Here is a 24,406-nt window from a genome sequence, read left to right on the forward strand (position 1 = left end):
AGATGATTAAGCAAGTAGAACTTGCAAAAGAAATGGATATGTCTGTGTCTATACTTGGCAAAATAGAACAAGGTAAGCGTGTTCCAACCGAAAAACAGTTGGAAAAAATAGCTGCTATACTTGATATAAAGCTAGAAGAACTAAAAGGAGTAGCAGAAGAAGGTGAAGAATAATGACTAACACATCAACTAAACCATTTCAAATTGGTAAGCACGTAATGGATAACCGAGTAGTTTTAGCTCCTATGGCTGGTATCTGTAATTCAGCATTCCGCCTAACAGTAAAAGAATTTGGAGCAGGACTAGTCTACGCTGAAATGATCAGTGATAAAGGGATCGTGTTTAAGAACGAAAAGACTTTGAGCATGCTTTATATTGATGAGCGAGAAAATCCACTATCACTTCAGATTTTTGGTGGTGAGAAGGAAACGCTTGTAGCAGCTGCTAAGTATGTAGATGAACATACTTCTGCAGACATTATAGATATTAACATGGGGTGCCCAGTTAACAAGATTATAAAATGTGAAGCTGGTGCAAGATGGCTTCTAGACCCTAACAAGATATATGAAATGGTTTCTGCAGTTGTAGATAACGTAAAAAAACCGGTAAGTGTTAAAATGCGCACTGGCTGGGATGAAGAGCATTTATACATGGTTGAAAATGCTCAAGCTGTGGAACGAGCTGGTGGAGCAGCAGTTGCCGTTCATGGACGTACTCGTGTGCAAATGTATGAAGGTCATGCAAATTGGGATTTAATCCGCCAAGTAAAGGAAGCAGTAAATATACCTGTCATCGGTAACGGTGATGTAAATACACCGCAAGATGCGAAGCGTATGTTAGAGGAAACAGGTGTCGACGCAGTAATGATTGGACGCGCTGCTTTAGGGGATCCATGGATGATTTATCGTACAGTGGAATACCTAGAAACAGGAGAATTGAAACCAGAGCCGACAGTCCAAGAGAAAATAGATGTATGTTTATTACATTTTGATCGTTTAACAGCTTTAAAGGGAGAAGGCATTGCCGTTCGTGAAATGCGTAAGCATGCATCTTGGTACCTTAAAGGCATTCGAGGGAATGGTACAGCAAGAAATATGATAAACCAAACAGAAACTGCTCAAGAGCTTAAGGACTACTTACGATTCTTTGCAGAAGAATCCTCAAAGGAATATAATGAGGCTAGTACAATTCTTGCTTAATTAGTGGGCTGTCACGACAAGTGGCGGCTCTTTCCGTTTTTATCATACGTCAGAAAAATGAAAAATCTTCGATTGTGAAATAAAAGATGAAGAGAACCCTGAAATTGTGTACAATAAATGCAACGTAAATGATACTTGCGAATAATAGATTGCAAAAGGAGTGAAGGAAATGTCTAACATGGAAGAATTAAATGATCAACTTTTGGTGAGACGCCAGAAGATGACTACCATACAAGAAAAAGGATTAGATCCTTTTGGTGGTAAATATGAAAGAACTCATTTAAGTAATCAAGTTATTGCTGAATTTGATGAGTTCACAAAAGAACAGTTAGAAGAAACATCTCACGAAGTAGTGGTTGCAGGTCGAATTATGACCAAGCGTGGAAAAGGGAAAGCTGGCTTTGCGCATATCCAAGACTTGGGTGGGCAAATTCAGATATATGTACGAAAAGATGCAATCGGTGAAGATGCCTATGAACTATTTACAACAGCTGACTTAGGAGACATTGTAGGAGTTCGCGGAAATGTATTTAGAACTCAGGTAGGTGAATTGTCAGTAAAAGCAACAGAATTTACCTTCTTAACAAAGTCATTACGTCCAATGCCGGAAAAATTTCATGGCTTAAAAGATGTGGAACAACGCTATCGCCAACGCTATTTAGATTTAATGACTAGCGAGGAAAGCAAAAATACATTTATCACTAGAAGTCGAATCATTCAATCGATGCGTCGTTACTTAGATAGCCAGGGCTACTTAGAAGTAGAAACACCATTGTTACATACTGTAGCAGGAGGGGCAGCAGCTCGTCCGTTTATTACGCATCATAATGCGTTAGATATGGAGCTTTACTTACGTATTGCAATCGAATTACATTTAAAACGCCTAATTGTAGGTGGACTGGAAAAGGTATATGAAATAGGTCGTGTGTTCCGTAACGAAGGTGTATCTACTCGACATAACCCAGAGTTTACAATGATTGAGTTATATGAGGCGTATGCTGATTATAAAGATATTATGAACCTGACAGAGAACATGGTAGCGCATGTAGCGCAGGAAGTTCTAGGTTCTTCTACCGTTAAATATGGAGACGATGAGATTAATTTAGCGCCTGGCTGGAGACGTTGGCATATGGCTGATGCGGTTAAAGAGACAACTGGAGTTGATTTCTGGAAAGAGATGACGAAAGAGGATGCTCATGCATTGGCTAAAGAACATGGTGTAGATGTGAAACCTTCTATGGAAGTAGGACATGTGTTAAATGAATTCTTTGAGCAAAAAGTAGAAGAGACTTTAGTTCAACCAACATTTATCTATGGTCATCCAGTAGAGGTTTCTCCGCTTGCGAAGAAAAATTCAGAAGATGGACGCTTTACTGATCGTTTTGAGTTGTTTATAGTTCGTCGTGAGCATGCTAATGCATTCACGGAGTTGAACGATCCTATCGATCAACGTCAACGCTTTGAAGCACAATTAGAAGAAAAAGCTGCTGGAAATGATGAAGCACATGAAATGGATGAGGATTTCTTAGAAGCTTTAGAATATGGAATGCCACCTACAGGAGGACTAGGAATCGGGATAGATCGTTTGGTAATGTTATTAACAAATTCTCCGTCTATTCGCGATGTCCTATTATTCCCTACAATGCGTCATAGAGATTAAAGGGAACAAGGAAAGAGATACTACCATTGGTAGTATCTCTTTTAATTTACATCACTATATATAGTGCGCCGAAAGTTTTATTTATTTTTTTGTATAAAACCCTTGTAAAAGGTGCACACATGGTGGTATAGTAATCAAGTTCTCATTTTTACTTCGAATTTCACGAAAAACAATTTAAAAAAATTTGTTGACATTGAAAAGTAGATTTGGTATGATATTAAAGTCGCCAAAACGAAACGGCGCAATGAACATTGAAAACTGAACATGCAAAACGTTAAGAAATATAGCTTGATAGACTAGTTCTTCAAGCAAAAGAAATGACATCATTTAATGATGATGCCAGCAAAACAAAATGAGCTTTTTAAGTTCTCTATTATGGAGAGTTTGATCCTGGCTCAGGACGAACGCTGGCGGCGTGCCTAATACATGCAAGTCGAGCGAATGATGAAGAAGCTTGCTTCTTCTGATTTAGCGGCGGACGGGTGAGTAACACGTGGGCAACCTGCCCTGTAGATTGGGATAACTCCGGGAAACCGGGGCTAATACCGAATAATCCATTTCCTCACATGGGGGAATGTTAAAAGACGGTTTCGGCTGTCACTACAGGATGGGCCCGCGGCGCATTAGCTAGTTGGTGAGGTAACGGCTCACCAAGGCGACGATGCGTAGCCGACCTGAGAGGGTGATCGGCCACACTGGGACTGAGACACGGCCCAGACTCCTACGGGAGGCAGCAGTAGGGAATCTTCCACAATGGACGAAAGTCTGATGGAGCAACGCCGCGTGAGTGAAGAAGGTTTTCGGATCGTAAAACTCTGTTGTGAGGGAAGAACAAGTATGAGAGTAACTGCTCGTACCTTGACGGTACCTCATTAGAAAGCCACGGCTAACTACGTGCCAGCAGCCGCGGTAATACGTAGGTGGCAAGCGTTGTCCGGAATTATTGGGCGTAAAGCGCGCGCAGGCGGTCCTTTAAGTCTGATGTGAAAGCCCACGGCTCAACCGTGGAGGGTCATTGGAAACTGGGGGACTTGAGTGCAGAAGAGGAAAGCGGAATTCCAAGTGTAGCGGTGAAATGCGTAGAGATTTGGAGGAACACCAGTGGCGAAGGCGGCTTTCTGGTCTGTAACTGACGCTGAGGCGCGAAAGCGTGGGGAGCAAACAGGATTAGATACCCTGGTAGTCCACGCCGTAAACGATGAGTGCTAAGTGTTAGGGGGTTTCCGCCCCTTAGTGCTGCAGCTAACGCATTAAGCACTCCGCCTGGGGAGTACGGTCGCAAGACTGAAACTCAAAGGAATTGACGGGGGCCCGCACAAGCGGTGGAGCATGTGGTTTAATTCGAAGCAACGCGAAGAACCTTACCAGGTCTTGACATCCCGCTGACCGGCCTAGAGATAGGCTTTTCCCTTCGGGGACAGCGGTGACAGGTGGTGCATGGTTGTCGTCAGCTCGTGTCGTGAGATGTTGGGTTAAGTCCCGCAACGAGCGCAACCCTTGATCTTAGTTGCCAGCATTCAGTTGGGCACTCTAAGGTGACTGCCGGTGATAAACCGGAGGAAGGTGGGGATGACGTCAAATCATCATGCCCCTTATGACCTGGGCTACACACGTGCTACAATGGACGGTACAGAGGGTCGCAACCCCGCGAGGGTGAGCTAATCCCATAAAACCGTTCTCAGTTCGGATTGTAGGCTGCAACTCGCCTACATGAAGCCGGAATCGCTAGTAATCGTGGATCAGCATGCCACGGTGAATACGTTCCCGGGCCTTGTACACACCGCCCGTCACACCACGAGAGTTTGTAACACCCGAAGTCGGTGGGGTAACCCTTTTGGGAGCCAGCCGCCGAAGGTGGGACAGATGATTGGGGTGAAGTCGTAACAAGGTAGCCGTATCGGAAGGTGCGGCTGGATCACCTCCTTTCTAAGGATATATTCGGAATACAGATCTTTATCTGTATCTTAACGTTTTGCAGTTCAGTTTTGAGTGTTCATTTTTATGATGAGCATTTAAATTGTTCTTTGAAAACTGGATAAAACGACATCAAAAAAGAAACAAACGCAAGATATTCAAATTGTGATCACTTACGTGATTACAAGTGTAGTACTTTTAACTTTTAGGTTAAGTTAATAAGGGCGCACGGTGGATGCCTTGGCACTAGGAGTCGACGAAGGACGGCACTAACACCGATATGCTTCGGGGAGCTGTAAGTGAGCTTCGATCCGGAGATTTCCGAATGGGGAAACCCACTGCCCGTAATGGGGCAGTACATTTGCGTGAATACATAGCGCATCTGAGACACACCCAGGGAACTGAAACATCTAAGTACCTGGAGGAAGAGAAAGAAAATTCGATTCCCTGAGTAGCGGCGAGCGAAACGGGAAGAGCCCAAACCAAGAGGCTTGCCTCTTGGGGTTGTAGGACACTCTATACGGAGTTACAAAAGAATGAGTTAGATGAAGCGACCTGGAAAGGTCCGCAGGATAGGGTAAAAGCCCCGTAGTCCAAAATTCATTCCCTCCAGAGTGTATCCTGAGTACGGCGGAACACGTGAAATTCCGTCGGAATCCGGGAGGACCATCTCCCAAGGCTAAATACTACCTAGTGACCGATAGTGAACCAGTACCGTGAGGGAAAGGTGAAAAGCACCCCGGAAGGGGAGTGAAATAGACCCTGAAACCGTGTGCCTACAAATAGTCAAAGCCCGTTAACGGGTGATGGCGTGCCTTTTGTAGAATGAACCGGCGAGTTACGATTACATGCGAGGTTAAGTTGAGAAGACGGAGCCGCAGCGAAAGCGAGTCTGAATAGGGCGAATGAGTATGTGGTCGTAGACCCGAAACCAGGTGATCTACCCATGTCCAGGATGAAGGTAAGGTAACACTTACTGGAGGTCCGAACCCACGCACGTTGAAAAGTGCGGGGATGAGGTGTGGGTAGCGGAGAAATTCCAATCGAACCTGGAGATAGCTGGTTCTCTCCGAAATAGCTTTAGGGCTAGCCTCAAACGTTAGAATCTTGGAGGTAGAGCACTGTTTGGACTAGGGGCCCATCCCGGGTTACCGAATTCAGACAAACTCCGAATGCCAATGATTTATGTTTGGGAGTCAGACTGCGAGTGATAAGATCCGTAGTCAAGAGGGAAACAGCCCAGACCACCAGCTAAGGTCCCAAAGTATTTGTTAAGTGGAAAAGGATGTGGCGTTGCTTAGACAACCAGGATGTTGGCTTAGAAGCAGCCATCATTTAAAGAGTGCGTAATAGCTCACTGGTCGAGTGACGCTGCGCCGAAAATGTATCGGGGCTAAACAAATCACCGAAGCTGTGGATTGATACCTTTGGTATCAGTGGTAGGAGAGCGTTCTAAGGGCGTTGAAGTCAGACCGGAAGGACTGGTGGAGCGCTTAGAAGTGAGAATGCCGGTATGAGTAGCGAAAGATGGGTGAGAATCCCATCCACCGTATGACTAAGGTTTCCTGAGGAAGGCTCGTCCGCTCAGGGTTAGTCGGGACCTAAGTCGAGGCCGATAGGCGTAGACGATGGACAACAGGTTGATATTCCTGTACCACCACCCCACCGTTTGAGTGATGGGGGGACGCAGTAGGATAGGGTAAGCGTGCTGTTGGTTATGCACGTCCAAGCAGTGAGGTGTGAGTGTAGGCAAATCCGCACTCTGTAACATTGAGCTGTGATGGCGAGGACTTAGTCCGAAGTTCCTGATTTCACACTGCCAAGAAAAGCCTCTAACGAGGTGGGAGGTGCCCGTACCGCAAACCGACACAGGTAGTCGAGGAGAGAATCCTAAGGTGAGCGAGAGAACTCTCGTTAAGGAACTCGGCAAAATGACCCCGTAACTTCGGGAGAAGGGGTGCTCTTTTGGGTGTATAGCCTAGAAGAGCCGCAGTGAATAGGCCCAGGCGACTGTTTAGCAAAAACACAGGTCTCTGCAAAACCGTAAGGTGAAGTATAGGGGCTGACGCCTGCCCGGTGCTGGAAGGTTAAGAGGAGTGCTTAGCGCAAGCGAAGGTGCGAATTGAAGCCCCAGTAAACGGCGGCCGTAACTATAACGGTCCTAAGGTAGCGAAATTCCTTGTCGGGTAAGTTCCGACCCGCACGAAAGGCGTAACGATCTGGGCACTGTCTCAACGAGAGACTCGGTGAAATTATAGTACCTGTGAAGATGCAGGTTACCCGCGACAGGACGGAAAGACCCCGTGGAGCTTTACTGTAGCTTGATATTGAATTTTGGTGCAACTTGTACAGGATAGGTAGGAGCCTTAGAGCCCGGAGCGCCAGCTTCGGAGGAGGCGTCGGTGGGATACTACCCTGGTTGTATTGAAATTCTAACCCATACCCGTAACCCGGGTAGGAGACAGTGTCAGGCGGGCAGTTTGACTGGGGCGGTCGCCTCCTAAAGTGTAACGGAGGCGCCCAAAGGTTCCCTCAGAATGGTTGGAAATCATTCGAAGAGTGTAAAGGCAGAAGGGAGCTTGACTGCGAGACCTACAAGTCGAGCAGGGTCGAAAGACGGGCTTAGTGATCCGGTGGTTCCGCATGGAAGGGCCATCGCTCAACGGATAAAAGCTACCCCGGGGATAACAGGCTTATCTCCCCCAAGAGTCCACATCGACGGGGAGGTTTGGCACCTCGATGTCGGCTCATCGCATCCTGGGGCTGTAGTCGGTCCCAAGGGTTGGGCTGTTCGCCCATTAAAGCGGTACGCGAGCTGGGTTCAGAACGTCGTGAGACAGTTCGGTCCCTATCCGTCGTGGGCGTAGGAAATTTGAGAGGAGCTGTCCTTAGTACGAGAGGACCGGGATGGACACACCGCTGGTGTACCAGTTGTTCTGCCAAGGGCATCGCTGGGTAGCTATGTGTGGACGGGATAAGTGCTGAAAGCATCTAAGCACGAAGCCCCCCTCAAGATGAGATTTCCCATTACGCAAGTAAGTAAGATCCCTCAAAGACGATGAGGTAGATAGGTTCGGGGTGGAAGCGTGGCGACACGTGCAGCTGACGAATACTAATCGATCGAGGACTTAACCAAATTGTTTGTTTCTATTAATGATGTCAGTTTATTCAGTTTTGAAAGAATAATATTTTTTTGATAATAAGGCTTGTAAAACTCTACAAACTTGTTATAATAGAACTTGTCTTTCAATTAAATTATTCAAGTCTAGTGATGATGGCGAAGAGGTCACACCCGTTCCCATACCGAACACGGAAGTTAAGCTCTTCAGCGCCGATGGTAGTTGGGGGTCTCCCCCTGCAAGAGTAGGACATCGCTGGGCTTGCAATAAGAAATTAATATTACCCAGGAGGATTAGCTCAGCTGGGAGAGCATCTGCCTTACAAGCAGAGGGTCGGCGGTTCGAGCCCGTCATCCTCCACCATAACTTTACTCCTGCCGGAGTAGCTCAACTGGTAGAGCAACTGACTTGTAATCAGTAGGTTGAGGGTTCAAGTCCTTTCTCCGGCACCATTTTTCGAGCCATTAGCTCAGTTGGTAGAGCATCTGACTTTTAATCAGAGGGTCGTAGGTTCGAATCCTACATGGCTCATTCACTTTTTGTGAAATAAATATGCGGGTGTGGCGGAACTGGCAGACGCACTAGACTTAGGATCTAGCGCCGCAAGGCGTGGGGGTTCGACTCCCTTCACCCGCACCATTTAATTTAATAACCGAGCGGAAGTAGTTCAGTGGTAGAACACCACCTTGCCAAGGTGGGGGTCGCGAGTTCGAACCTCGTCTTCCGCTCCAAAGATTCATCAAAGTGCCGGGGTGGCGGAACTGGCAGACGCACAGGACTTAAAATCCTGCGGTAGGTGACTACCGTACCGGTTCGATTCCGGTCCTCGGCACCACTTTTATGAAACATTAGCGCCCGTAGCTCAATTGGATAGAGCGTCTGACTACGGATCAGAAGGTTGTGGGTTCGACTCCTGCCGGGCGCGCCATATATACGGGAAGTAGCTCAGCTTGGTAGAGCACTTGGTTTGGGACCAAGGGGTCGCAGGTTCGAATCCTGTCTTCCCGACCAGTTATTTATAATATTGGGGCCTTAGCTCAGCTGGGAGAGCGCCTGCCTTGCACGCAGGAGGTCAGCGGTTCGATCCCGCTAGGCTCCACCATGAACATTGAAAACTGAACATGCAAAACGTTAAGACATATAGCATCAAACAACTTCGGTTGTATTGACGCAAAACAATTTTTGACATCATTTAATGATGATGCCAGCAAAACAAAATGAGCTTTTTAAGTTCTCTATTATGGAGAGTTTGATCCTGGCTCAGGACGAACGCTGGCGGCGTGCCTAATACATGCAAGTCGAGCGAATGATGAAGAAGCTTGCTTCTTCTGATTTAGCGGCGGACGGGTGAGTAACACGTGGGCAACCTGCCCTGTAGATTGGGATAACTCCGGGAAACCGGGGCTAATACCGAATAATCCATTTCCTCACATGGGGGAATGTTAAAAGACGGTTTCGGCTGTCACTACAGGATGGGCCCGCGGCGCATTAGCTAGTTGGTGAGGTAACGGCTCACCAAGGCGACGATGCGTAGCCGACCTGAGAGGGTGATCGGCCACACTGGGACTGAGACACGGCCCAGACTCCTACGGGAGGCAGCAGTAGGGAATCTTCCACAATGGACGAAAGTCTGATGGAGCAACGCCGCGTGAGTGAAGAAGGTTTTCGGATCGTAAAACTCTGTTGTGAGGGAAGAACAAGTACGAGAGTAACTGCTCGTACCTTGACGGTACCTCATTAGAAAGCCACGGCTAACTACGTGCCAGCAGCCGCGGTAATACGTAGGTGGCAAGCGTTGTCCGGAATTATTGGGCGTAAAGCGCGCGCAGGCGGTCCTTTAAGTCTGATGTGAAAGCCCACGGCTCAACCGTGGAGGGTCATTGGAAACTGGGGGACTTGAGTGCAGAAGAGGAAAGCGGAATTCCAAGTGTAGCGGTGAAATGCGTAGAGATTTGGAGGAACACCAGTGGCGAAGGCGGCTTTCTGGTCTGTAACTGACGCTGAGGCGCGAAAGCGTGGGGAGCAAACAGGATTAGATACCCTGGTAGTCCACGCCGTAAACGATGAGTGCTAAGTGTTAGGGGGTTTCCGCCCCTTAGTGCTGCAGCTAACGCATTAAGCACTCCGCCTGGGGAGTACGGTCGCAAGACTGAAACTCAAAGGAATTGACGGGGGCCCGCACAAGCGGTGGAGCATGTGGTTTAATTCGAAGCAACGCGAAGAACCTTACCAGGTCTTGACATCCCGCTGACCGGCCTAGAGATAGGCTTTTCCCTTCGGGGACAGCGGTGACAGGTGGTGCATGGTTGTCGTCAGCTCGTGTCGTGAGATGTTGGGTTAAGTCCCGCAACGAGCGCAACCCTTGATCTTAGTTGCCAGCATTCAGTTGGGCACTCTAAGGTGACTGCCGGTGATAAACCGGAGGAAGGTGGGGATGACGTCAAATCATCATGCCCCTTATGACCTGGGCTACACACGTGCTACAATGGACGGTACAGAGGGTCGCAACCCCGCGAGGGTGAGCTAATCCCATAAAACCGTTCTCAGTTCGGATTGTAGGCTGCAACTCGCCTACATGAAGCCGGAATCGCTAGTAATCGTGGATCAGCATGCCACGGTGAATACGTTCCCGGGCCTTGTACACACCGCCCGTCACACCACGAGAGTTTGTAACACCCGAAGTCGGTGGGGTAACCCTTTTGGGAGCCAGCCGCCGAAGGTGGGACAGATGATTGGGGTGAAGTCGTAACAAGGTAGCCGTATCGGAAGGTGCGGCTGGATCACCTCCTTTCTAAGGATATATTCGGAATACAGATCTTTATCTGTATCTTAACGTTTTGCAGTTCAGTTTTGAATGTTCATGTATATTAACATTTAATAGATATGGAAATTCAAAGAGGGCCTATAGCTCAGCTGGTTAGAGCGCACGCCTGATAAGCGTGAGGTCGATGGTTCGAGTCCATTTAGGCCCACCATACCTTTTTTTATTTCGGGGCCTTAGCTCAGCTGGGAGAGCGCCTGCCTTGCACGCAGGAGGTCAGCGGTTCGATCCCGCTAGGCTCCACCAACGAAATAATTTTGTTCTTTGAAAACTGGATAAAACGACATCAAAAAAGAAACAAACGCAAGATATTCAAATTGTGATCACTTACGTGATTACAAGTGTAGTACTTTTAACTTTTAGGTTAAGTTAATAAGGGCGCACGGTGGATGCCTTGGCACTAGGAGTCGACGAAGGACGGCACTAACACCGATATGCTTCGGGGAGCTGTAAGTGAGCTTCGATCCGGAGATTTCCGAATGGGGAAACCCACTGCCCGTAATGGGGCAGTACATTTGCGTGAATACATAGCGCATCTGAGACACACCCAGGGAACTGAAACATCTAAGTACCTGGAGGAAGAGAAAGAAAATTCGATTCCCTGAGTAGCGGCGAGCGAAACGGGAAGAGCCCAAACCAAGAGGCTTGCCTCTTGGGGTTGTAGGACACTCTATACGGAGTTACAAAAGAATGAGTTAGATGAAGCGACCTGGAAAGGTCCGCAGGATAGGGTAAAAGCCCCGTAGTCCAAAATTCATTCCCTCCAGAGTGTATCCTGAGTACGGCGGAACACGTGAAATTCCGTCGGAATCCGGGAGGACCATCTCCCAAGGCTAAATACTACCTAGTGACCGATAGTGAACCAGTACCGTGAGGGAAAGGTGAAAAGCACCCCGGAAGGGGAGTGAAATAGACCCTGAAACCGTGTGCCTACAAATAGTCAAAGCCCGTTAACGGGTGATGGCGTGCCTTTTGTAGAATGAACCGGCGAGTTACGATTACATGCGAGGTTAAGTTGAGAAGACGGAGCCGCAGCGAAAGCGAGTCTGAATAGGGCGAATGAGTATGTGGTCGTAGACCCGAAACCAGGTGATCTACCCATGTCCAGGATGAAGGTAAGGTAACACTTACTGGAGGTCCGAACCCACGCACGTTGAAAAGTGCGGGGATGAGGTGTGGGTAGCGGAGAAATTCCAATCGAACCTGGAGATAGCTGGTTCTCTCCGAAATAGCTTTAGGGCTAGCCTCAAACGTTAGAATCTTGGAGGTAGAGCACTGTTTGGACTAGGGGCCCATCCCGGGTTACCGAATTCAGACAAACTCCGAATGCCAATGATTTATGTTTGGGAGTCAGACTGCGAGTGATAAGATCCGTAGTCAAGAGGGAAACAGCCCAGACCACCAGCTAAGGTCCCAAAGTATTTGTTAAGTGGAAAAGGATGTGGCGTTGCTTAGACAACCAGGATGTTGGCTTAGAAGCAGCCATCATTTAAAGAGTGCGTAATAGCTCACTGGTCGAGTGACGCTGCGCCGAAAATGTATCGGGGCTAAACAAATCACCGAAGCTGTGGATTGATACCTTTGGTATCAGTGGTAGGAGAGCGTTCTAAGGGCGTTGAAGTCAGACCGGAAGGACTGGTGGAGCGCTTAGAAGTGAGAATGCCGGTATGAGTAGCGAAAGATGGGTGAGAATCCCATCCACCGTATGACTAAGGTTTCCTGAGGAAGGCTCGTCCGCTCAGGGTTAGTCGGGACCTAAGTCGAGGCCGATAGGCGTAGACGATGGACAACAGGTTGATATTCCTGTACCACCACCCCACCGTTTGAGTGATGGGGGGACGCAGTAGGATAGGGTAAGCGTGCTGTTGGTTATGCACGTCCAAGCAGTGAGGTGTGAGTGTAGGCAAATCCGCACTCTGTAACATTGAGCTGTGATGGCGAGGACTTAGTCCGAAGTTCCTGATTTCACACTGCCAAGAAAAGCCTCTAACGAGGTGGGAGGTGCCCGTACCGCAAACCGACACAGGTAGTCGAGGAGAGAATCCTAAGGTGAGCGAGAGAACTCTCGTTAAGGAACTCGGCAAAATGACCCCGTAACTTCGGGAGAAGGGGTGCTCTTTTGGGTGTATAGCCTAGAAGAGCCGCAGTGAATAGGCCCAGGCGACTGTTTAGCAAAAACACAGGTCTCTGCAAAACCGTAAGGTGAAGTATAGGGGCTGACGCCTGCCCGGTGCTGGAAGGTTAAGAGGAGTGCTTAGCGCAAGCGAAGGTGCGAATTGAAGCCCCAGTAAACGGCGGCCGTAACTATAACGGTCCTAAGGTAGCGAAATTCCTTGTCGGGTAAGTTCCGACCCGCACGAAAGGCGTAACGATCTGGGCACTGTCTCAACGAGAGACTCGGTGAAATTATAGTACCTGTGAAGATGCAGGTTACCCGCGACAGGACGGAAAGACCCCGTGGAGCTTTACTGTAGCTTGATATTGAATTTTGGTGCAACTTGTACAGGATAGGTAGGAGCCTTAGAGCCCGGAGCGCCAGCTTCGGAGGAGGCGTCGGTGGGATACTACCCTGGTTGTATTGAAATTCTAACCCATACCCGTAACCCGGGTAGGAGACAGTGTCAGGCGGGCAGTTTGACTGGGGCGGTCGCCTCCTAAAGTGTAACGGAGGCGCCCAAAGGTTCCCTCAGAATGGTTGGAAATCATTCGAAGAGTGTAAAGGCAGAAGGGAGCTTGACTGCGAGACCTACAAGTCGAGCAGGGTCGAAAGACGGGCTTAGTGATCCGGTGGTTCCGCATGGAAGGGCCATCGCTCAACGGATAAAAGCTACCCCGGGGATAACAGGCTTATCTCCCCCAAGAGTCCACATCGACGGGGAGGTTTGGCACCTCGATGTCGGCTCATCGCATCCTGGGGCTGTAGTCGGTCCCAAGGGTTGGGCTGTTCGCCCATTAAAGCGGTACGCGAGCTGGGTTCAGAACGTCGTGAGACAGTTCGGTCCCTATCCGTCGTGGGCGTAGGAAATTTGAGAGGAGCTGTCCTTAGTACGAGAGGACCGGGATGGACACACCGCTGGTGTACCAGTTGTTCTGCCAAGGGCATCGCTGGGTAGCTATGTGTGGACGGGATAAGTGCTGAAAGCATCTAAGCACGAAGCCCCCCTCAAGATGAGATTTCCCATTACGCAAGTAAGTAAGATCCCTCAAAGACGATGAGGTAGATAGGTTCGGGGTGGAAGCGTGGCGACACGTGCAGCTGACGAATACTAATCGATCGAGGACTTAACCAAATTGTTTGTTTCCATTAATGATGTCTTTTATCCAGTTTTGAGTGAACAACTCAAGAGGATTTCAAAACACAAGCAGTGCTAGGAAACGAGTGAGCGAAGGAAGGAGCGTACTTACGTACGTGACTGACTGAACGAGCGAAGTTGACAACGCAATGCGCAGTGGATTGAAAGCCGAAAAGTCTAGTGATGATGGCGAAGAGGTCACACCCGTTCCCATACCGAACACGGAAGTTAAGCTCTTCAGCGCCGATGGTAGTTGGGGGTCTCCCCCTGCAAGAGTAGGACGTCGCTGGGCACTGGAAAAAGTCGTTACCGAGAAATCGGTGACGGCTTTTTTGTTTGTTCTATAAAGAAATTAGAAGTGCCGAAGGCACCTAACCATTCCTAACTAAGCAAGTGTGCGAGAAAGCAGAGGGGCAAAGAGTTCAAGGAAGCAAGGAAGAGAGGCTCGGAGCGTATAGTATACGCGAGAACCGATCGACTGCGGCTGACGAAGAAATCTGCCGTCCATCTGGTTTCGCAGCCTGCGCCGATGGTAGTTGGGGGTCCCCCTGCAAGAGTAGGACGTCGCTGGGCACTGGAAAAAGTCGTTACCGAGAAATCGGTGACGGCTTTTTTGTTTGTTCTATAAAGAAATTAGAAGTGCCGAAGGTACTAACCATTCCTAACTAAGCAAGTGTACGAGAAAGCAGAGGGGCGGCAAAGAGTTCAAGGAAGCAAGGAAGAGAGGCTCGGAGCGTATAGCATACGCGAGAACCATCGACTGCGGCTGACGAAGAAATCTGCCACACCCATCTGTTTTCGCAGCCCAAGGAACATGCAAATTTAAACCCTTTAAGCTTATGATGAATAATTTTAATAATTATTTTAAACTACAATTAAAATATTTACTCCTTTATGCACTTCTGTTATACTTAAAATAGAACAGACGGGGGATGGAAATAATCAATAAAAAGGGCCTTATATTAACTTTAATATTTCTTTTTATAATACTTTCAGCTTGTAGTAACAAACAGGAGGTGAACGATGTGTCCAAAGGTAAGGATGAATCAAAGAAAACTGTTTCCTTAGAGACTGTAGAAGGGATTTGGGAAGGATCTATTAATGTGCCTAATCAGCCGTTACCAATCACTATACAGTTTACAAAAGAAAAAGGTAGTATTAGTATCCCTATCCAGGGTTTAAATGATCATCCGCTTACCAATATTACTCTAAACGATACTGATATTACTTTTAACATGCCGCTGCCGGGACAAAAGATATCCTTTCTAGGAAAGCTGGAGAATGAAAAAATCGCAGGGACGTTTACACAACAAGGGCAGTCGTTCCCGTTTGAATTGAGCAAAGTAAATGAACTTGAAGGAACTGCTGAGCATTTAGAAGAAATTGAAGTAATGGGTGGCAAAATGATTGGTCAAATAGAAGTTCCAGAGGGGGAAGGACCTTTTCCGCTTATGATTATTCTTGCAGGTTCAGGACCCACCGATCGTAATGGAAACTCCTTAGTTATGGCAGGGAAAAATAATAGCTTAAAAATGATTGCAGAAGAACTAGCAGCAGAGGGAATTGCTAGCATACGCTATGATAAAAGAGGAGTAGGACAAAACATTGATCTTGCCACAAAGGAAGAAGAACTAAGATTTCATCACTATATTGAAGATGCAGAAGCTTGGGCAAACTTTGCAAAAGATGACGAACGCTTTAGTGATATAGGCTTCATAGGTCATAGTGAAGGATCTCTTATAGGTATGGTTGCTGCAAAAGAGGTAGAAGCCTCTATATTTATATCACTAGCAGGTGCGGGAAGACCAATAGATGAGATATTAAAAGAGCAATTAAGCGCTCAGTTACCAAATAATCTTATGGAGGAATCTCAAAAAATATTAGAAAAGCTTAAGCAAGGTCAACAGGTGGATGAAGTCTCTAATGAATTACAAAGCATATTTCGTCCGTCTGTTCAACCATATACGATTTCATGGTTACAATACAATCCAGCTGAACAAATTCAACAATTAGATTCAAGAGTATTAATCGTGAACGGTACATTAGATATGCAAGTTCCAAGTAACGATGCAAAACTTTTACATCAAGCAAAGGGAGATTCTGAACTATTGATCATTGAGAAAATGAATCATGTATTAAAGGAATCCCCAGACGATGAAGCAGGAAATATGGCAACATATACAGATCCGAGCCTCCCGCTAGCAGATGGATTGGTTGAAGGAATCCTTAAGTTTATTAAATAAGAAAATGAAGGTATCTACCTTAAGTAAATGAGTGATAGAAAGCTATTCCTAAATCTTTTCTTATCATAAAAAAAACGCTGAACTAGTAGTTCAGCGTTTCAAGTTAAAATATAGCCTTCTGTTGTTTTTGTTTTCTTCGGATGTCTGCAATTGTAGGTATACACATACCTATCAATATGACAACGATTCCTAGTACCTGTAGCCAGGTAAGAGCTTCACTTAGAACAAGTACGGATACCATAACAGCAACTGGCAATTCCATAGCACTTAAAATAGATGAAACTGCACCGCCTACTTTTGGTACAGCAATTACGAAGAAATAAATTGGGATAATGATACCTAGTAATCCTAAGCCTAGTCCCAAGAAAAGAAGAGATTCTGTGAAAAGTTTCCCATTCCACATAATTTCTGGGCTTTGGAAAACCGAAATCATCAAAGCAGCGATAAAGGAAACCCATAGCAGACGAGTAGTAGTATTCATTCCCTCTACTTGTTTAGTATTGATGTTCATGTTAAGTGAGAAGGATACCGCGGCTGCGAAACCATAAACCCAGCCTCTCCAGTCGATTCCACTTAAATCGACGTCTAGTACACCTGCAGCTAGTAAAGTACCAGCAAATAAAATAATAAGAGAGATAACTTCTGCTCGAGAAGGTAATCTTTTTCTTATAATACAATCAATCAATGTGCCAATCCAAGTAAACTGGAAGAGCATGACTACTGCTAGAGAGGCTGGTAAATATATAAGAGCTTGTCCATAGACAATACCCGTAGTTGCTGTAAAAATACCTGCTAACAGTACAATTTTAAACCCGCCATAAAGGCGTGGTATTTTTCTTTGTGTAACCATGTAGATGAGTAATGCTAATAGGAAACCAACAATATATTGACTGGAAACAGCTTCAGAAGCTGTATATCCTTGTCCAATTGCTAACTTCACCATTGTTGATAAGGTCCCATAACAGCTGGCTGCGAAGACAACCATTAATGGGTAAATCCATAATTTCATAACCTTGCTTCTCCTTCAATCAGGGGCCTACCGTTTTCACCATGTGATAGAAAGGCTCGCCGATAATGGTCCAAGGACAAACATTTTCAAATCCTAGACGATTATATAAGCGTATTGCAGCCTCTTTCTCAGTTTCTACATTCAAGGAGAGTTTCCCGCCACCGTTATTTTTAACTACTTGTTCAGCAAAATTTAACAGTTTCGTTCCAATCCCATGTCCACGATAGGTTGGATCAACGACTACAGTATCTATATACCATTCTCCAGGTAACGTCTCTTTATCGATTGTAACCTGTGTTCCACTTTTGGCTGAAAGATACTTCTCTAAATTAGCATCCAAAGTAACTGCTTGTTCAGCAGTATAAAAAACTAGAACTCCAGCAACTTGACCTTCCATTTCTGCAACGTATGTATTTAAAAATGAATGACGATTGCTGGTTTGAGTAAATAAGTGAATGAATTCCTGGGTAATTGCTGATTCTTCAGTTTCACCAGTCATTTGCATAGAAATATCTCCGATTGCCTCCATGATCAGCGGAACTGAGGCTTCGGCGTCTTCTCTTTTAGCTTTTCTTATAATAGTTTCCATTCAATTCACCCCCCAATTTTTTATTATAACATAATTTATGAAACCTTTCTTTTATAAAGGTAGGAATTAAAAAGGAGGAACTATATTGAATTTTTCAACTATACCTTGGGAATTAGTATTACCAATTATTATTTTACAATTCATTTTAATGTTGGTAGCCTTTATTGACCTTATAAGAATATATGCAACAAATGGTCCTAAGTGGCTATGGGCAATAATTATATTAATATCTGGAATATTAGGTTCTATTTTATATTTTATAGTGGGGAGACGTAACGAATGACAATATTATTAAGCGTAGAATCACTAACAAAAGAATATGGAAGAGAAACAGTAGTTCGAGATGTATCCTTTTCATTGATGAAAAATACTTCTACTGCTTTGATTGGGCCTAATGGGGCGGGTAAAACGACTACTCTCTCTATGCTGACAGGTCTTGTGGAGCCAACATTTGGTGATATTAAGTTAGATGGAAATAAGAGTGATCTTAGGAGCATGATTGGTTTTTTACCCCAGTATCCTAAATTTTTTTCGTGGCTCACAGCACTTGAGTTTACCGAGATGACAGCAAAATTAAGTGGGATAGAGACGAGAACGGCCAAATTAGAAGCAGAGAAAATATTAGATTTTGTAGGTTTAGAAAAAGCAAAGAAGAAAAAAATAGGAACATTTTCTGGTGGAATGAAACAAAGGTTAGGATTAGCACAGGCTATTGTACACCAACCATCCCTCCTTTTGTTAGATGAGCCAGTATCGGCTTTGGACCCAGTAGGTAGACGAGAGATATTGAATCTCTTAAAGGAGCTTCAAGAAAAAACGACTATCCTATATTCCACGCATATTTTAAATGATGCAGAGGAAATGACAGATCAACTATTATTTTTAAGAAACGGAGAACTAGTCGAACAAGGATCTCTATCGATGGTTCGTGAAAAGTATGCCAATCCAATGATTAAAGTCTTTTTCTCTAACGAGCAAGATTCTGGAAGGTTTGTGAGTAGTTCCCCATGGAAAGCCATTCAAAAAGGGAAATCTGTCTGGATTCCTTTACGAGGAATGGAGCCTGAAATGAGAGAGATTCTAGCGTATGTTGCCCTGGATGACTGGAATATCCAAAAGATAGAGAAGGCTGCAGCTAATCTCGAGGAAATATTTATGCAGGTGGTGAACAAACAATGAGGACATTTCTAGTGTTATTTCAAAAGGAATGGAGAGAAAATACTCGTAATTTCAAACTTCTATGGATTCCTCTCGTATTTGTTCTCTTTGGAATTACTGAGCCAGTAGCTAATTACTATATGCCACAGATTTTAAGCTCTGTTGGCAATCTACCAGAGGGTACAGTCATTCAATTCCCTCCAATGACGCCTGAGCAAATACTAATGTCCACCATTAATCAATATCAATTAATCGGAATGCTAGTAGTGACATTAGCGTTTGCAGGGCTAGTATCTAGGGAACGAAAAAATGGAACAGCTACTTTGTTATATGTTCGGCCTATTTCATTTACCGACTATGTAAGTAGCAAACTAGCTGTAATGAGTATAATCGTTGTAGGAAGTTTTATTATAGGAATTATGGCAAGTCTATATTATACGTCGATTCTTTTTGGAACAATTGAATTCTCCAGCTTCTTTGGATTTTCAGGTACTTATATCATATGGCTTTTATTTGTCGTAAGTATTGTTTTGTTTTCAAGCGCTGCATTCTCTACAGGGATTGCTTCTACCATATCTGTCATTTTGGTAATATTTGTTCAGTTTGTAGATGGATTGTTAGGCACATACTGGACTATCTCTCCATGGAAGCTACCGATGTATGCGGGGCTAGTCTTAAATGGGGATATACCACAGAGTTCTTTCATGTGGAGCATGTTAATCACTATATTGGTAATTGGCATTTTACTGATTGGAGCAGTGTATTTTGCTAAAAAGAATATATTTAAAGCAAAAATATAATACGAGGTGACTAAAGCATGGAGTTACGTAACTCGGATCGTTTCATTACATCCTATAACCGTTTAGACAAAATCATGAGAGAGATGGTTGGTACGCAGGAGCACCTATCTTTTTTTAGGCTAATTGACTTCGCGAAAAAGAAGAACGCTATTATTAGAAGATATGAAGCAGATTTACGAGAGTATGGCGATTTAAGAAATGCCATTGTACATCATAGAACAACAATGGAATATGCTATAGCTGAACCTCATGAAGAGGTCGTAGCAAGGATGGAAGAACTAGAGGGCGCTCTTAGTAAACCTATAACTGTGGCTCAAATGTTCTCAGGTAATGTGACTACCTTTCAAGAAACAGATTCTTTAATCTATGCACTAAAGATTATTAAGGACAAAAAATATAATCAGTTTCCTGTATATAGTGATGATAAATTTAAGGGGCTCATTACACCTGTAGGGATTACTATGTGGATGGCAAGTGAGGCTGAATCCGAGAACTTCTCCCGAAAAAAAGCTACTTTGGGTGAAATTCTGAAGCATGAAAGTAATAGAGAGAATCATCGGTTTGTAGAAGCTGATATGTCTGTCTATGAGGCGCTGGAAATATTCAAATCTGCAATTGGAAGAGGGAAGAGATTAGAAGCTCTTCTCATTACCAAGAATGGAAAATTAAGCAATCAATTAATTGGAATTGTAACTCCAATGAGTATGATGAAAATTCAATAATTCTTTTCTATAATTAGATGACTATTTTACCTTTTATAACGTAAAATGGAAATAGACATGATTTTCTCATGTAATTATAATAGGGAATGGAGGAATTGATTTGAACACGTATGAAGAGGAGCAGCTACAAAAGTACAAACCAGAAGGCTCGACTTCAAAGACTTCTACTGAGATGTCCGTAGGAGATTGGCTAATCACTATGCTTATTATGATTATTCCAATCGCCAATTTAGTTATGCTGTTTATCTGGGGGTTTGGAAATCCAGATCCAAGACGTAACTATGCACGAGCAACACTTATTTGGATGGCTATTTCTATAGTGTTAACTATTTTGCTTTATGCTATTATAATTTTCTTTGTTTTTTCAGCCACTAGTGGAATGAACTAGCACTTATTTCCTGGGAAATAAGAAAAGTCGACAAATTTAGCAATCCCCATATAAATGTATGGGGATTATTTTGAATCTCACGTGAACAACCTCTTTGTACATACAAACTAGGAGATTTTAGATGAAAAAATGGATTTTTTTATTAGTAGTAATATTAGCTGTGTCGCTTTACATAGGGAACACTCGCGTAAGTATTAACGAAGTTACAATTGAATCAGAAAAGATTCCAGCTAGCTTTAATGATTGGACAATACTACAAATTTCAGACTTACATGATGCAACATTTGGGGAAAAACAAGTTAAACTCGTCAATAAGATTAAGGACATAAACCCGGACATTATTTTTATAACGGGTGATATAATTGACAGCAATCGCTATGACTTACAGAATAGTCTAGATTTAGTCAATCAAATTATTAATATAGCACCAGTTTACTATGTTACAGGGAATCATGAAATTGCCACCAATGATGTAAATCATATTAAAACTTCCTTACAGAATGTGGGTGTCCATGTTTTAACCAATGAAGAAGAAATGATGGAATATAACGGTGAAAAGATGCGTATTATCGGCATTGAAGACCCCTTAAGCGGTTTCTCAGTTAATGAGCAGCTTAAGCGGTTTGAAGATAGCGAGGATTATACGCTAGTGCTGTCCCACCGACCAGAGGTATTTCAAGACTATGTTGATTATAAAATGGATTTAGTGTTCTCTGGTCATGCGCATGGAGGCCAATTCCGAATTCCCGGATTAGGAGGTTTAGTTGCTCCTGGGCAGGGAGTGTTTCCTAAATATACATCAGGAACCTATGAAGCAGAGGATACAACAATGATTGTAAGCCGTGGTTTAGGTAACAGTTTGGTACCTATTCGTGTATTTAATACTCCTGAGTTAGTCGTTGTCACATTAAAAAGTAAGTAAAACCCCCTGCAAATTTCACATTTAGAGTGAATAAAAGCAGGGGGTTTTATATTTATTTATCTACTATTTGAAATGTCTCTAGTATACTTCGGAAATTCGAACCGTGACCTTCAGCAGCTTCTAGAAAATACTTCTGTGTAATAACAAAGCTGCCACCATTACCATTGTCAATGATATAAATGTCGCCGACCGGACTATCCCAATTAGTTAACCCCGTAGTATCATGGCTAATTGCGTGCAACCAGTATCCTCTCACTGGTTCTGTAACAGTTTCTGTTTCTTTCGGACTGGTATAATCCAATTCTATTTGTTTTTCTAAAATGGGGAGCAGCTCATCCGGTGTTTGATCTTTGATTTGTTCAAATTTCATAGAAACCTCTGGATACTTTTCCTCTAAAGGCTCTCTTGTTGTAAGAACGTCCGACTGGTCGCCTACGATTAGCTTATAACGATCTTCGTCAAAGTTAATCGTGTAATGCACTTGCTTGTCAGTGCTTTCCTGTTCCCGCTCCGTCATAATTGCCTCTTGATTCTCCTCGGATACTTCCTTGTCGGGAGCTTCAACATTGCTAAATACATTTGGGACAAAAACAATTAATAGTACGACACATGCAATTAGGACAAGGGTTAAAATAAGATACTTTTTTTTCATATTTCACTCTCCTCCTTTTATTAAAGGATTATTGACTTGACTAGTACAATTCAAAAGTGTGTAAAGTATTAGACGCGAAATATGGAAAAAAGTAACTATAAAAATTGAGAATTATTATTTGAACCAACCTTTTTCTTTAAAACGAGAGATTGCTTCAATTCGATTACCCACTTGAAGCTTTTCTAAAATCACTGATATATAATTTCGGACAGTCCCTGTTGTAATGAAAAGCTCATTTGCAATTTCTTTTGTATTTTTGCCATCGGCAATTAGTTCAAGAACTTGGCTCTCTCTTTCGGTTAAAGGATTCTCTTCTTCAAAGGCCATATCTACTAATTCTGGAGCATAAATTCTGCGGCCATCCATAATTATACGGATAGAATTTGCGAGCTCCTCACTAGGACTATCCTTTAAAAGATAACCATTAACTCCTGCTTTACGTGCTCTTTCAAAATATCCTGAGCGGGCAAAGGTAGTTAATATAATTACCTTACAAGGGTTATCTTTTAACTCTTCCGCAGCATCTAGTCCACTTTTAATAGGCATTTCAATATCCATAATACAAATATCAGGTTGAAGCTGTTGAATAAGTTTAAGAGCTTCCTCTCCATTATTTGCTTTACCGATTACTTCCATGTCTTCTTCTAGATTGAGAAGAGAGCCAAGTGCCCCTAACACCATCCGTTGATCTTCAGCTATAACAATTCGTATCATGTCTAATCCTCCTGCCGTGTTTGTAATATTACATTTGGAACTCGTATATTGATGGTAGTGCCATTTTTTGAATAGATATCAAGACTGCCATTTACAAATTCCAATCGTTCCTTAATACCTTGCAATCCATGTCCTTTAATCCAATCCTTACTAAGATCTAAACCCTTGCCATTGTCATGTACCTTCAGTAGGGTTTCTTTAGCAGACTGCTTGAGAGAAATCGAACACGATGTAGCTCCACTATGTTTTACTACATTCGTGACTGTTTCCTTCAGACACATACTTAGCATATTTTCTACAATTGGAGGGAGTTTAACAGTGTTGAGAGAACCACTAAACTTACAAGAAATTTCCGCCGCGTTTAATATTTGTTGCACTCGATAAATCTCATCCTCTAATTTAGTACCCCGCATGTTTGTAACTAATTCCCGTACTTCCTTCAAAACGGAACGTGCAGTCTGGTGAATATCTTGAATTTCATGCTTGGCTGCCTCAGGGTCCTTATCCATTAATCTTCCAGCTAAGTCGCTTTTCAATCCTATCATTGATAGCTTTTGACCAAGCGTATCGTGTAAATCTCTTGCTATTCTTTCTCGTTCCTCTATAACCATATACTGAGCAATCCGTTTATTAGCATCCTCTAATTGGCCCTCTAACATTTCTCGTTTATGTCGATTATAGGTGCTAAAAGGCAATAGGATTACACCAAGCATACATATGACTAAAAATGGCCATTGAGAGATAAATAGCTCTATTTCTACAAAGAAACCAATGATGACTACAGTTAAGGTTGCAACAATATTTAAGCTATATATTAAAAAGAAGCCTACCTTTTGTGTGATATTACCAATAAAGAAAGAAAGAAAAATAGAAAAGTATATATAGCCGTAAAAGAAGGTCATAAATAAGCTAATCGTAATTTCAATAGCTAAACAAACGTATAAAAACCAACCTGTAGACTTAAAGGAAAGACGATATGCAAGAAAGAATATACCGGTTAAGAGTAAGCCGAAAATAATTTCTGAAAGCTCATTGGAACGAAAGATGAAGAAGAAAGGGAAGATACAAAATACTACCCAAGCATAAATACTTAACCAGGGAGATTTAGGGAAAATTTGATACCACTTTGTCATTTATAAGACACCTCTCGCATATACGCTTTCCTACATTATAATAGAAAAACCATTCCCTCGTAAAAAGGAAT

The 24,406-nt window shown here is 43.8% G+C and carries 15 protein-coding genes, 11 tRNA genes and 6 rRNA genes; 27 read left to right on the forward strand and 5 right to left on the reverse strand.

Going from position 1 to position 24,406, the window contains the following annotated elements; translation table 11 throughout:
- Positions 1-2 precede the first annotated feature (2 nt).
- The 21 genes from MHB55_RS00450 (at position 3) to MHB55_RS00550 (ending at position 16,248) form a co-directional block, all read left to right on the forward strand.
- Entirely contained in the window at positions 3-173 is a 171-nt protein-coding gene (locus MHB55_RS00450; protein WP_340843977.1) for a helix-turn-helix domain-containing protein, read from the forward strand.
- Positions 173-1,198, forward strand: coding sequence for a tRNA dihydrouridine synthase DusB (gene dusB, locus MHB55_RS00455; protein WP_154311953.1), 1,026 nt, complete (start codon positions 173-175; stop codon positions 1,196-1,198). The genes MHB55_RS00450 and dusB overlap by 1 nt, the downstream gene beginning before the upstream one ends.
- 169 nt (positions 1,199-1,367) lie before the next feature.
- A complete protein-coding gene (gene lysS, locus MHB55_RS00460) occupies positions 1,368-2,858 on the forward strand; it encodes a lysine--tRNA ligase (RefSeq protein WP_144541468.1) in 1,491 nt (496 codons plus the stop codon).
- A 372-nt stretch (positions 2,859-3,230) separates the two neighbouring features.
- Positions 3,231-4,784 (forward strand): 16S ribosomal RNA (locus MHB55_RS00465).
- A 196-nt stretch (positions 4,785-4,980) separates the two neighbouring features.
- Positions 4,981-7,908, forward strand: a 23S ribosomal RNA gene (locus MHB55_RS00470).
- Positions 7,909-8,036: 128 nt separating this feature from the next.
- Positions 8,037-8,152: ribosomal RNA gene (rrf, locus tag MHB55_RS00475) — 5S ribosomal RNA — on the forward strand.
- A 26-nt stretch (positions 8,153-8,178) separates the two neighbouring features.
- Positions 8,179-8,254: transfer RNA gene (locus tag MHB55_RS00480), tRNA-Val, on the forward strand.
- Positions 8,255-8,267: 13 nt separating this feature from the next.
- Positions 8,268-8,343 (forward strand) — tRNA-Thr (locus MHB55_RS00485).
- Between the two features lie 6 nt (positions 8,344-8,349).
- Positions 8,350-8,422 (forward strand) — tRNA-Lys (locus MHB55_RS00490).
- 23 nt (positions 8,423-8,445) lie between these two features.
- A tRNA-Leu gene (locus MHB55_RS00495) sits at positions 8,446-8,530 on the forward strand.
- Between the two features lie 17 nt (positions 8,531-8,547).
- Positions 8,548-8,622 (forward strand) — tRNA-Gly (locus MHB55_RS00500).
- Between the two features lie 15 nt (positions 8,623-8,637).
- Positions 8,638-8,726 (forward strand) — tRNA-Leu (locus tag MHB55_RS00505).
- A gap of 16 nt (positions 8,727-8,742) precedes the next feature.
- A tRNA-Arg gene (locus MHB55_RS00510) sits at positions 8,743-8,819 on the forward strand.
- 6 nt (positions 8,820-8,825) lie between these two features.
- A tRNA-Pro gene (locus tag MHB55_RS00515) sits at positions 8,826-8,902 on the forward strand.
- A gap of 15 nt (positions 8,903-8,917) precedes the next feature.
- A tRNA-Ala gene (locus MHB55_RS00520) sits at positions 8,918-8,993 on the forward strand.
- Positions 8,994-9,128: 135 nt separating this feature from the next.
- Positions 9,129-10,682, forward strand: a 16S ribosomal RNA gene (locus MHB55_RS00525).
- A 107-nt stretch (positions 10,683-10,789) separates the two neighbouring features.
- Positions 10,790-10,866, forward strand: a tRNA-Ile gene (locus MHB55_RS00530).
- A gap of 16 nt (positions 10,867-10,882) precedes the next feature.
- Positions 10,883-10,958, forward strand: a tRNA-Ala gene (locus MHB55_RS00535).
- Positions 10,959-11,074: 116 nt separating this feature from the next.
- Positions 11,075-14,002, forward strand: a 23S ribosomal RNA gene (locus MHB55_RS00540).
- Between the two features lie 179 nt (positions 14,003-14,181).
- Positions 14,182-14,297: ribosomal RNA gene (rrf, locus tag MHB55_RS00545) — 5S ribosomal RNA — on the forward strand.
- Together the 16S, 23S and 5S rRNA genes with 11 tRNA genes alongside form the textbook arrangement of a ribosomal RNA operon.
- A gap of 733 nt (positions 14,298-15,030) precedes the next feature.
- A complete protein-coding gene (locus tag MHB55_RS00550) occupies positions 15,031-16,248 on the forward strand; it encodes an alpha/beta hydrolase family protein (RefSeq protein WP_340862345.1) in 1,218 nt (405 codons plus the stop codon).
- Between the two features lie 103 nt (positions 16,249-16,351).
- Here MHB55_RS00550 and MHB55_RS00555 read toward each other — a convergent pair whose 3' ends face one another.
- Together MHB55_RS00555 and MHB55_RS00560 are read right to left on the reverse strand one after the other, a co-directional pair.
- Positions 16,352-17,257: an EamA family transporter gene (locus tag MHB55_RS00555; protein ID WP_144538268.1), complete on the reverse strand. Its 906-nt coding sequence runs from the start codon at positions 17,255-17,257 to the stop codon at positions 16,352-16,354.
- Positions 17,258-17,276: 19 nt separating this feature from the next.
- Positions 17,277-17,846: a GNAT family N-acetyltransferase gene (locus MHB55_RS00560; RefSeq protein WP_144538269.1), complete on the reverse strand. Its 570-nt coding sequence runs from the start codon at positions 17,844-17,846 to the stop codon at positions 17,277-17,279.
- A gap of 85 nt (positions 17,847-17,931) precedes the next feature.
- Here MHB55_RS00560 and MHB55_RS00565 point away from each other — a divergent pair, with 85 nt between their 5' ends.
- From MHB55_RS00565 to MHB55_RS00590, 6 genes are all read left to right on the forward strand, one after another.
- Positions 17,932-18,129, forward strand: a complete 198-nt coding sequence (locus tag MHB55_RS00565) for a PLDc N-terminal domain-containing protein (RefSeq protein ID WP_225216048.1) — start codon at positions 17,932-17,934, stop codon at positions 18,127-18,129.
- Positions 18,126-19,025, forward strand: coding sequence for an ATP-binding cassette domain-containing protein (locus MHB55_RS00570; RefSeq protein ID WP_144538270.1), 900 nt, complete (start codon positions 18,126-18,128; stop codon positions 19,023-19,025). Before MHB55_RS00565 ends, MHB55_RS00570 begins: the two co-directional genes overlap by 4 nt.
- Entirely contained in the window at positions 19,022-19,804 is a 783-nt protein-coding gene (locus MHB55_RS00575; RefSeq protein WP_144538271.1) for an ABC transporter permease, read from the forward strand. Before MHB55_RS00570 ends, MHB55_RS00575 begins: the two co-directional genes overlap by 4 nt.
- A 17-nt stretch (positions 19,805-19,821) precedes the next feature.
- Positions 19,822-20,526 (forward strand): CBS domain-containing protein, encoded by a 705-nt coding sequence (locus MHB55_RS00580; protein ID WP_144538272.1) that lies wholly within the window; start codon positions 19,822-19,824, stop codon positions 20,524-20,526.
- Positions 20,527-20,626: 100 nt separating this feature from the next.
- The gene (locus tag MHB55_RS00585) at positions 20,627-20,914 is read left to right on the forward strand and encodes a hypothetical protein (RefSeq protein ID WP_222123068.1); all 288 of its coding nucleotides are present in this window, start codon (positions 20,627-20,629) and stop codon (positions 20,912-20,914) included.
- Between the two features lie 121 nt (positions 20,915-21,035).
- Positions 21,036-21,836 carry a metallophosphoesterase gene (locus MHB55_RS00590; protein ID WP_191697329.1) on the forward strand — a complete coding sequence of 267 codons (801 nt, stop codon included), beginning with the start codon at positions 21,036-21,038 and terminating at the stop codon, positions 21,834-21,836.
- Between the two features lie 52 nt (positions 21,837-21,888).
- On the opposite strand, the gene MHB55_RS00595 is transcribed toward MHB55_RS00590, so the two are convergent.
- The 3 genes from MHB55_RS00595 to MHB55_RS00605 form a co-directional block, all read right to left on the reverse strand.
- Complete coding sequence (locus tag MHB55_RS00595; protein WP_144538274.1) at positions 21,889-22,488, reverse strand: hypothetical protein; 600 nt, start codon at positions 22,486-22,488, stop codon at positions 21,889-21,891.
- A gap of 114 nt (positions 22,489-22,602) precedes the next feature.
- Complete coding sequence (locus MHB55_RS00600) at positions 22,603-23,202, reverse strand: response regulator transcription factor (protein WP_144538275.1); 600 nt, start codon at positions 23,200-23,202, stop codon at positions 22,603-22,605.
- A 2-nt stretch (positions 23,203-23,204) separates the two neighbouring features.
- Positions 23,205-24,335 carry a sensor histidine kinase gene (locus MHB55_RS00605; RefSeq protein ID WP_340862346.1) on the reverse strand — a complete coding sequence of 377 codons (1,131 nt, stop codon included), beginning with the start codon at positions 24,333-24,335 and terminating at the stop codon, positions 23,205-23,207.
- Positions 24,336-24,406 lie beyond the last annotated feature (71 nt).

It is taken from the genome of Psychrobacillus sp. FSL K6-1267 (genome assembly GCF_038003265.1).
In the GTDB taxonomy this organism is placed as follows: domain Bacteria; phylum Bacillota; class Bacilli; order Bacillales_A; family Planococcaceae; genus Psychrobacillus; species Psychrobacillus faecigallinarum.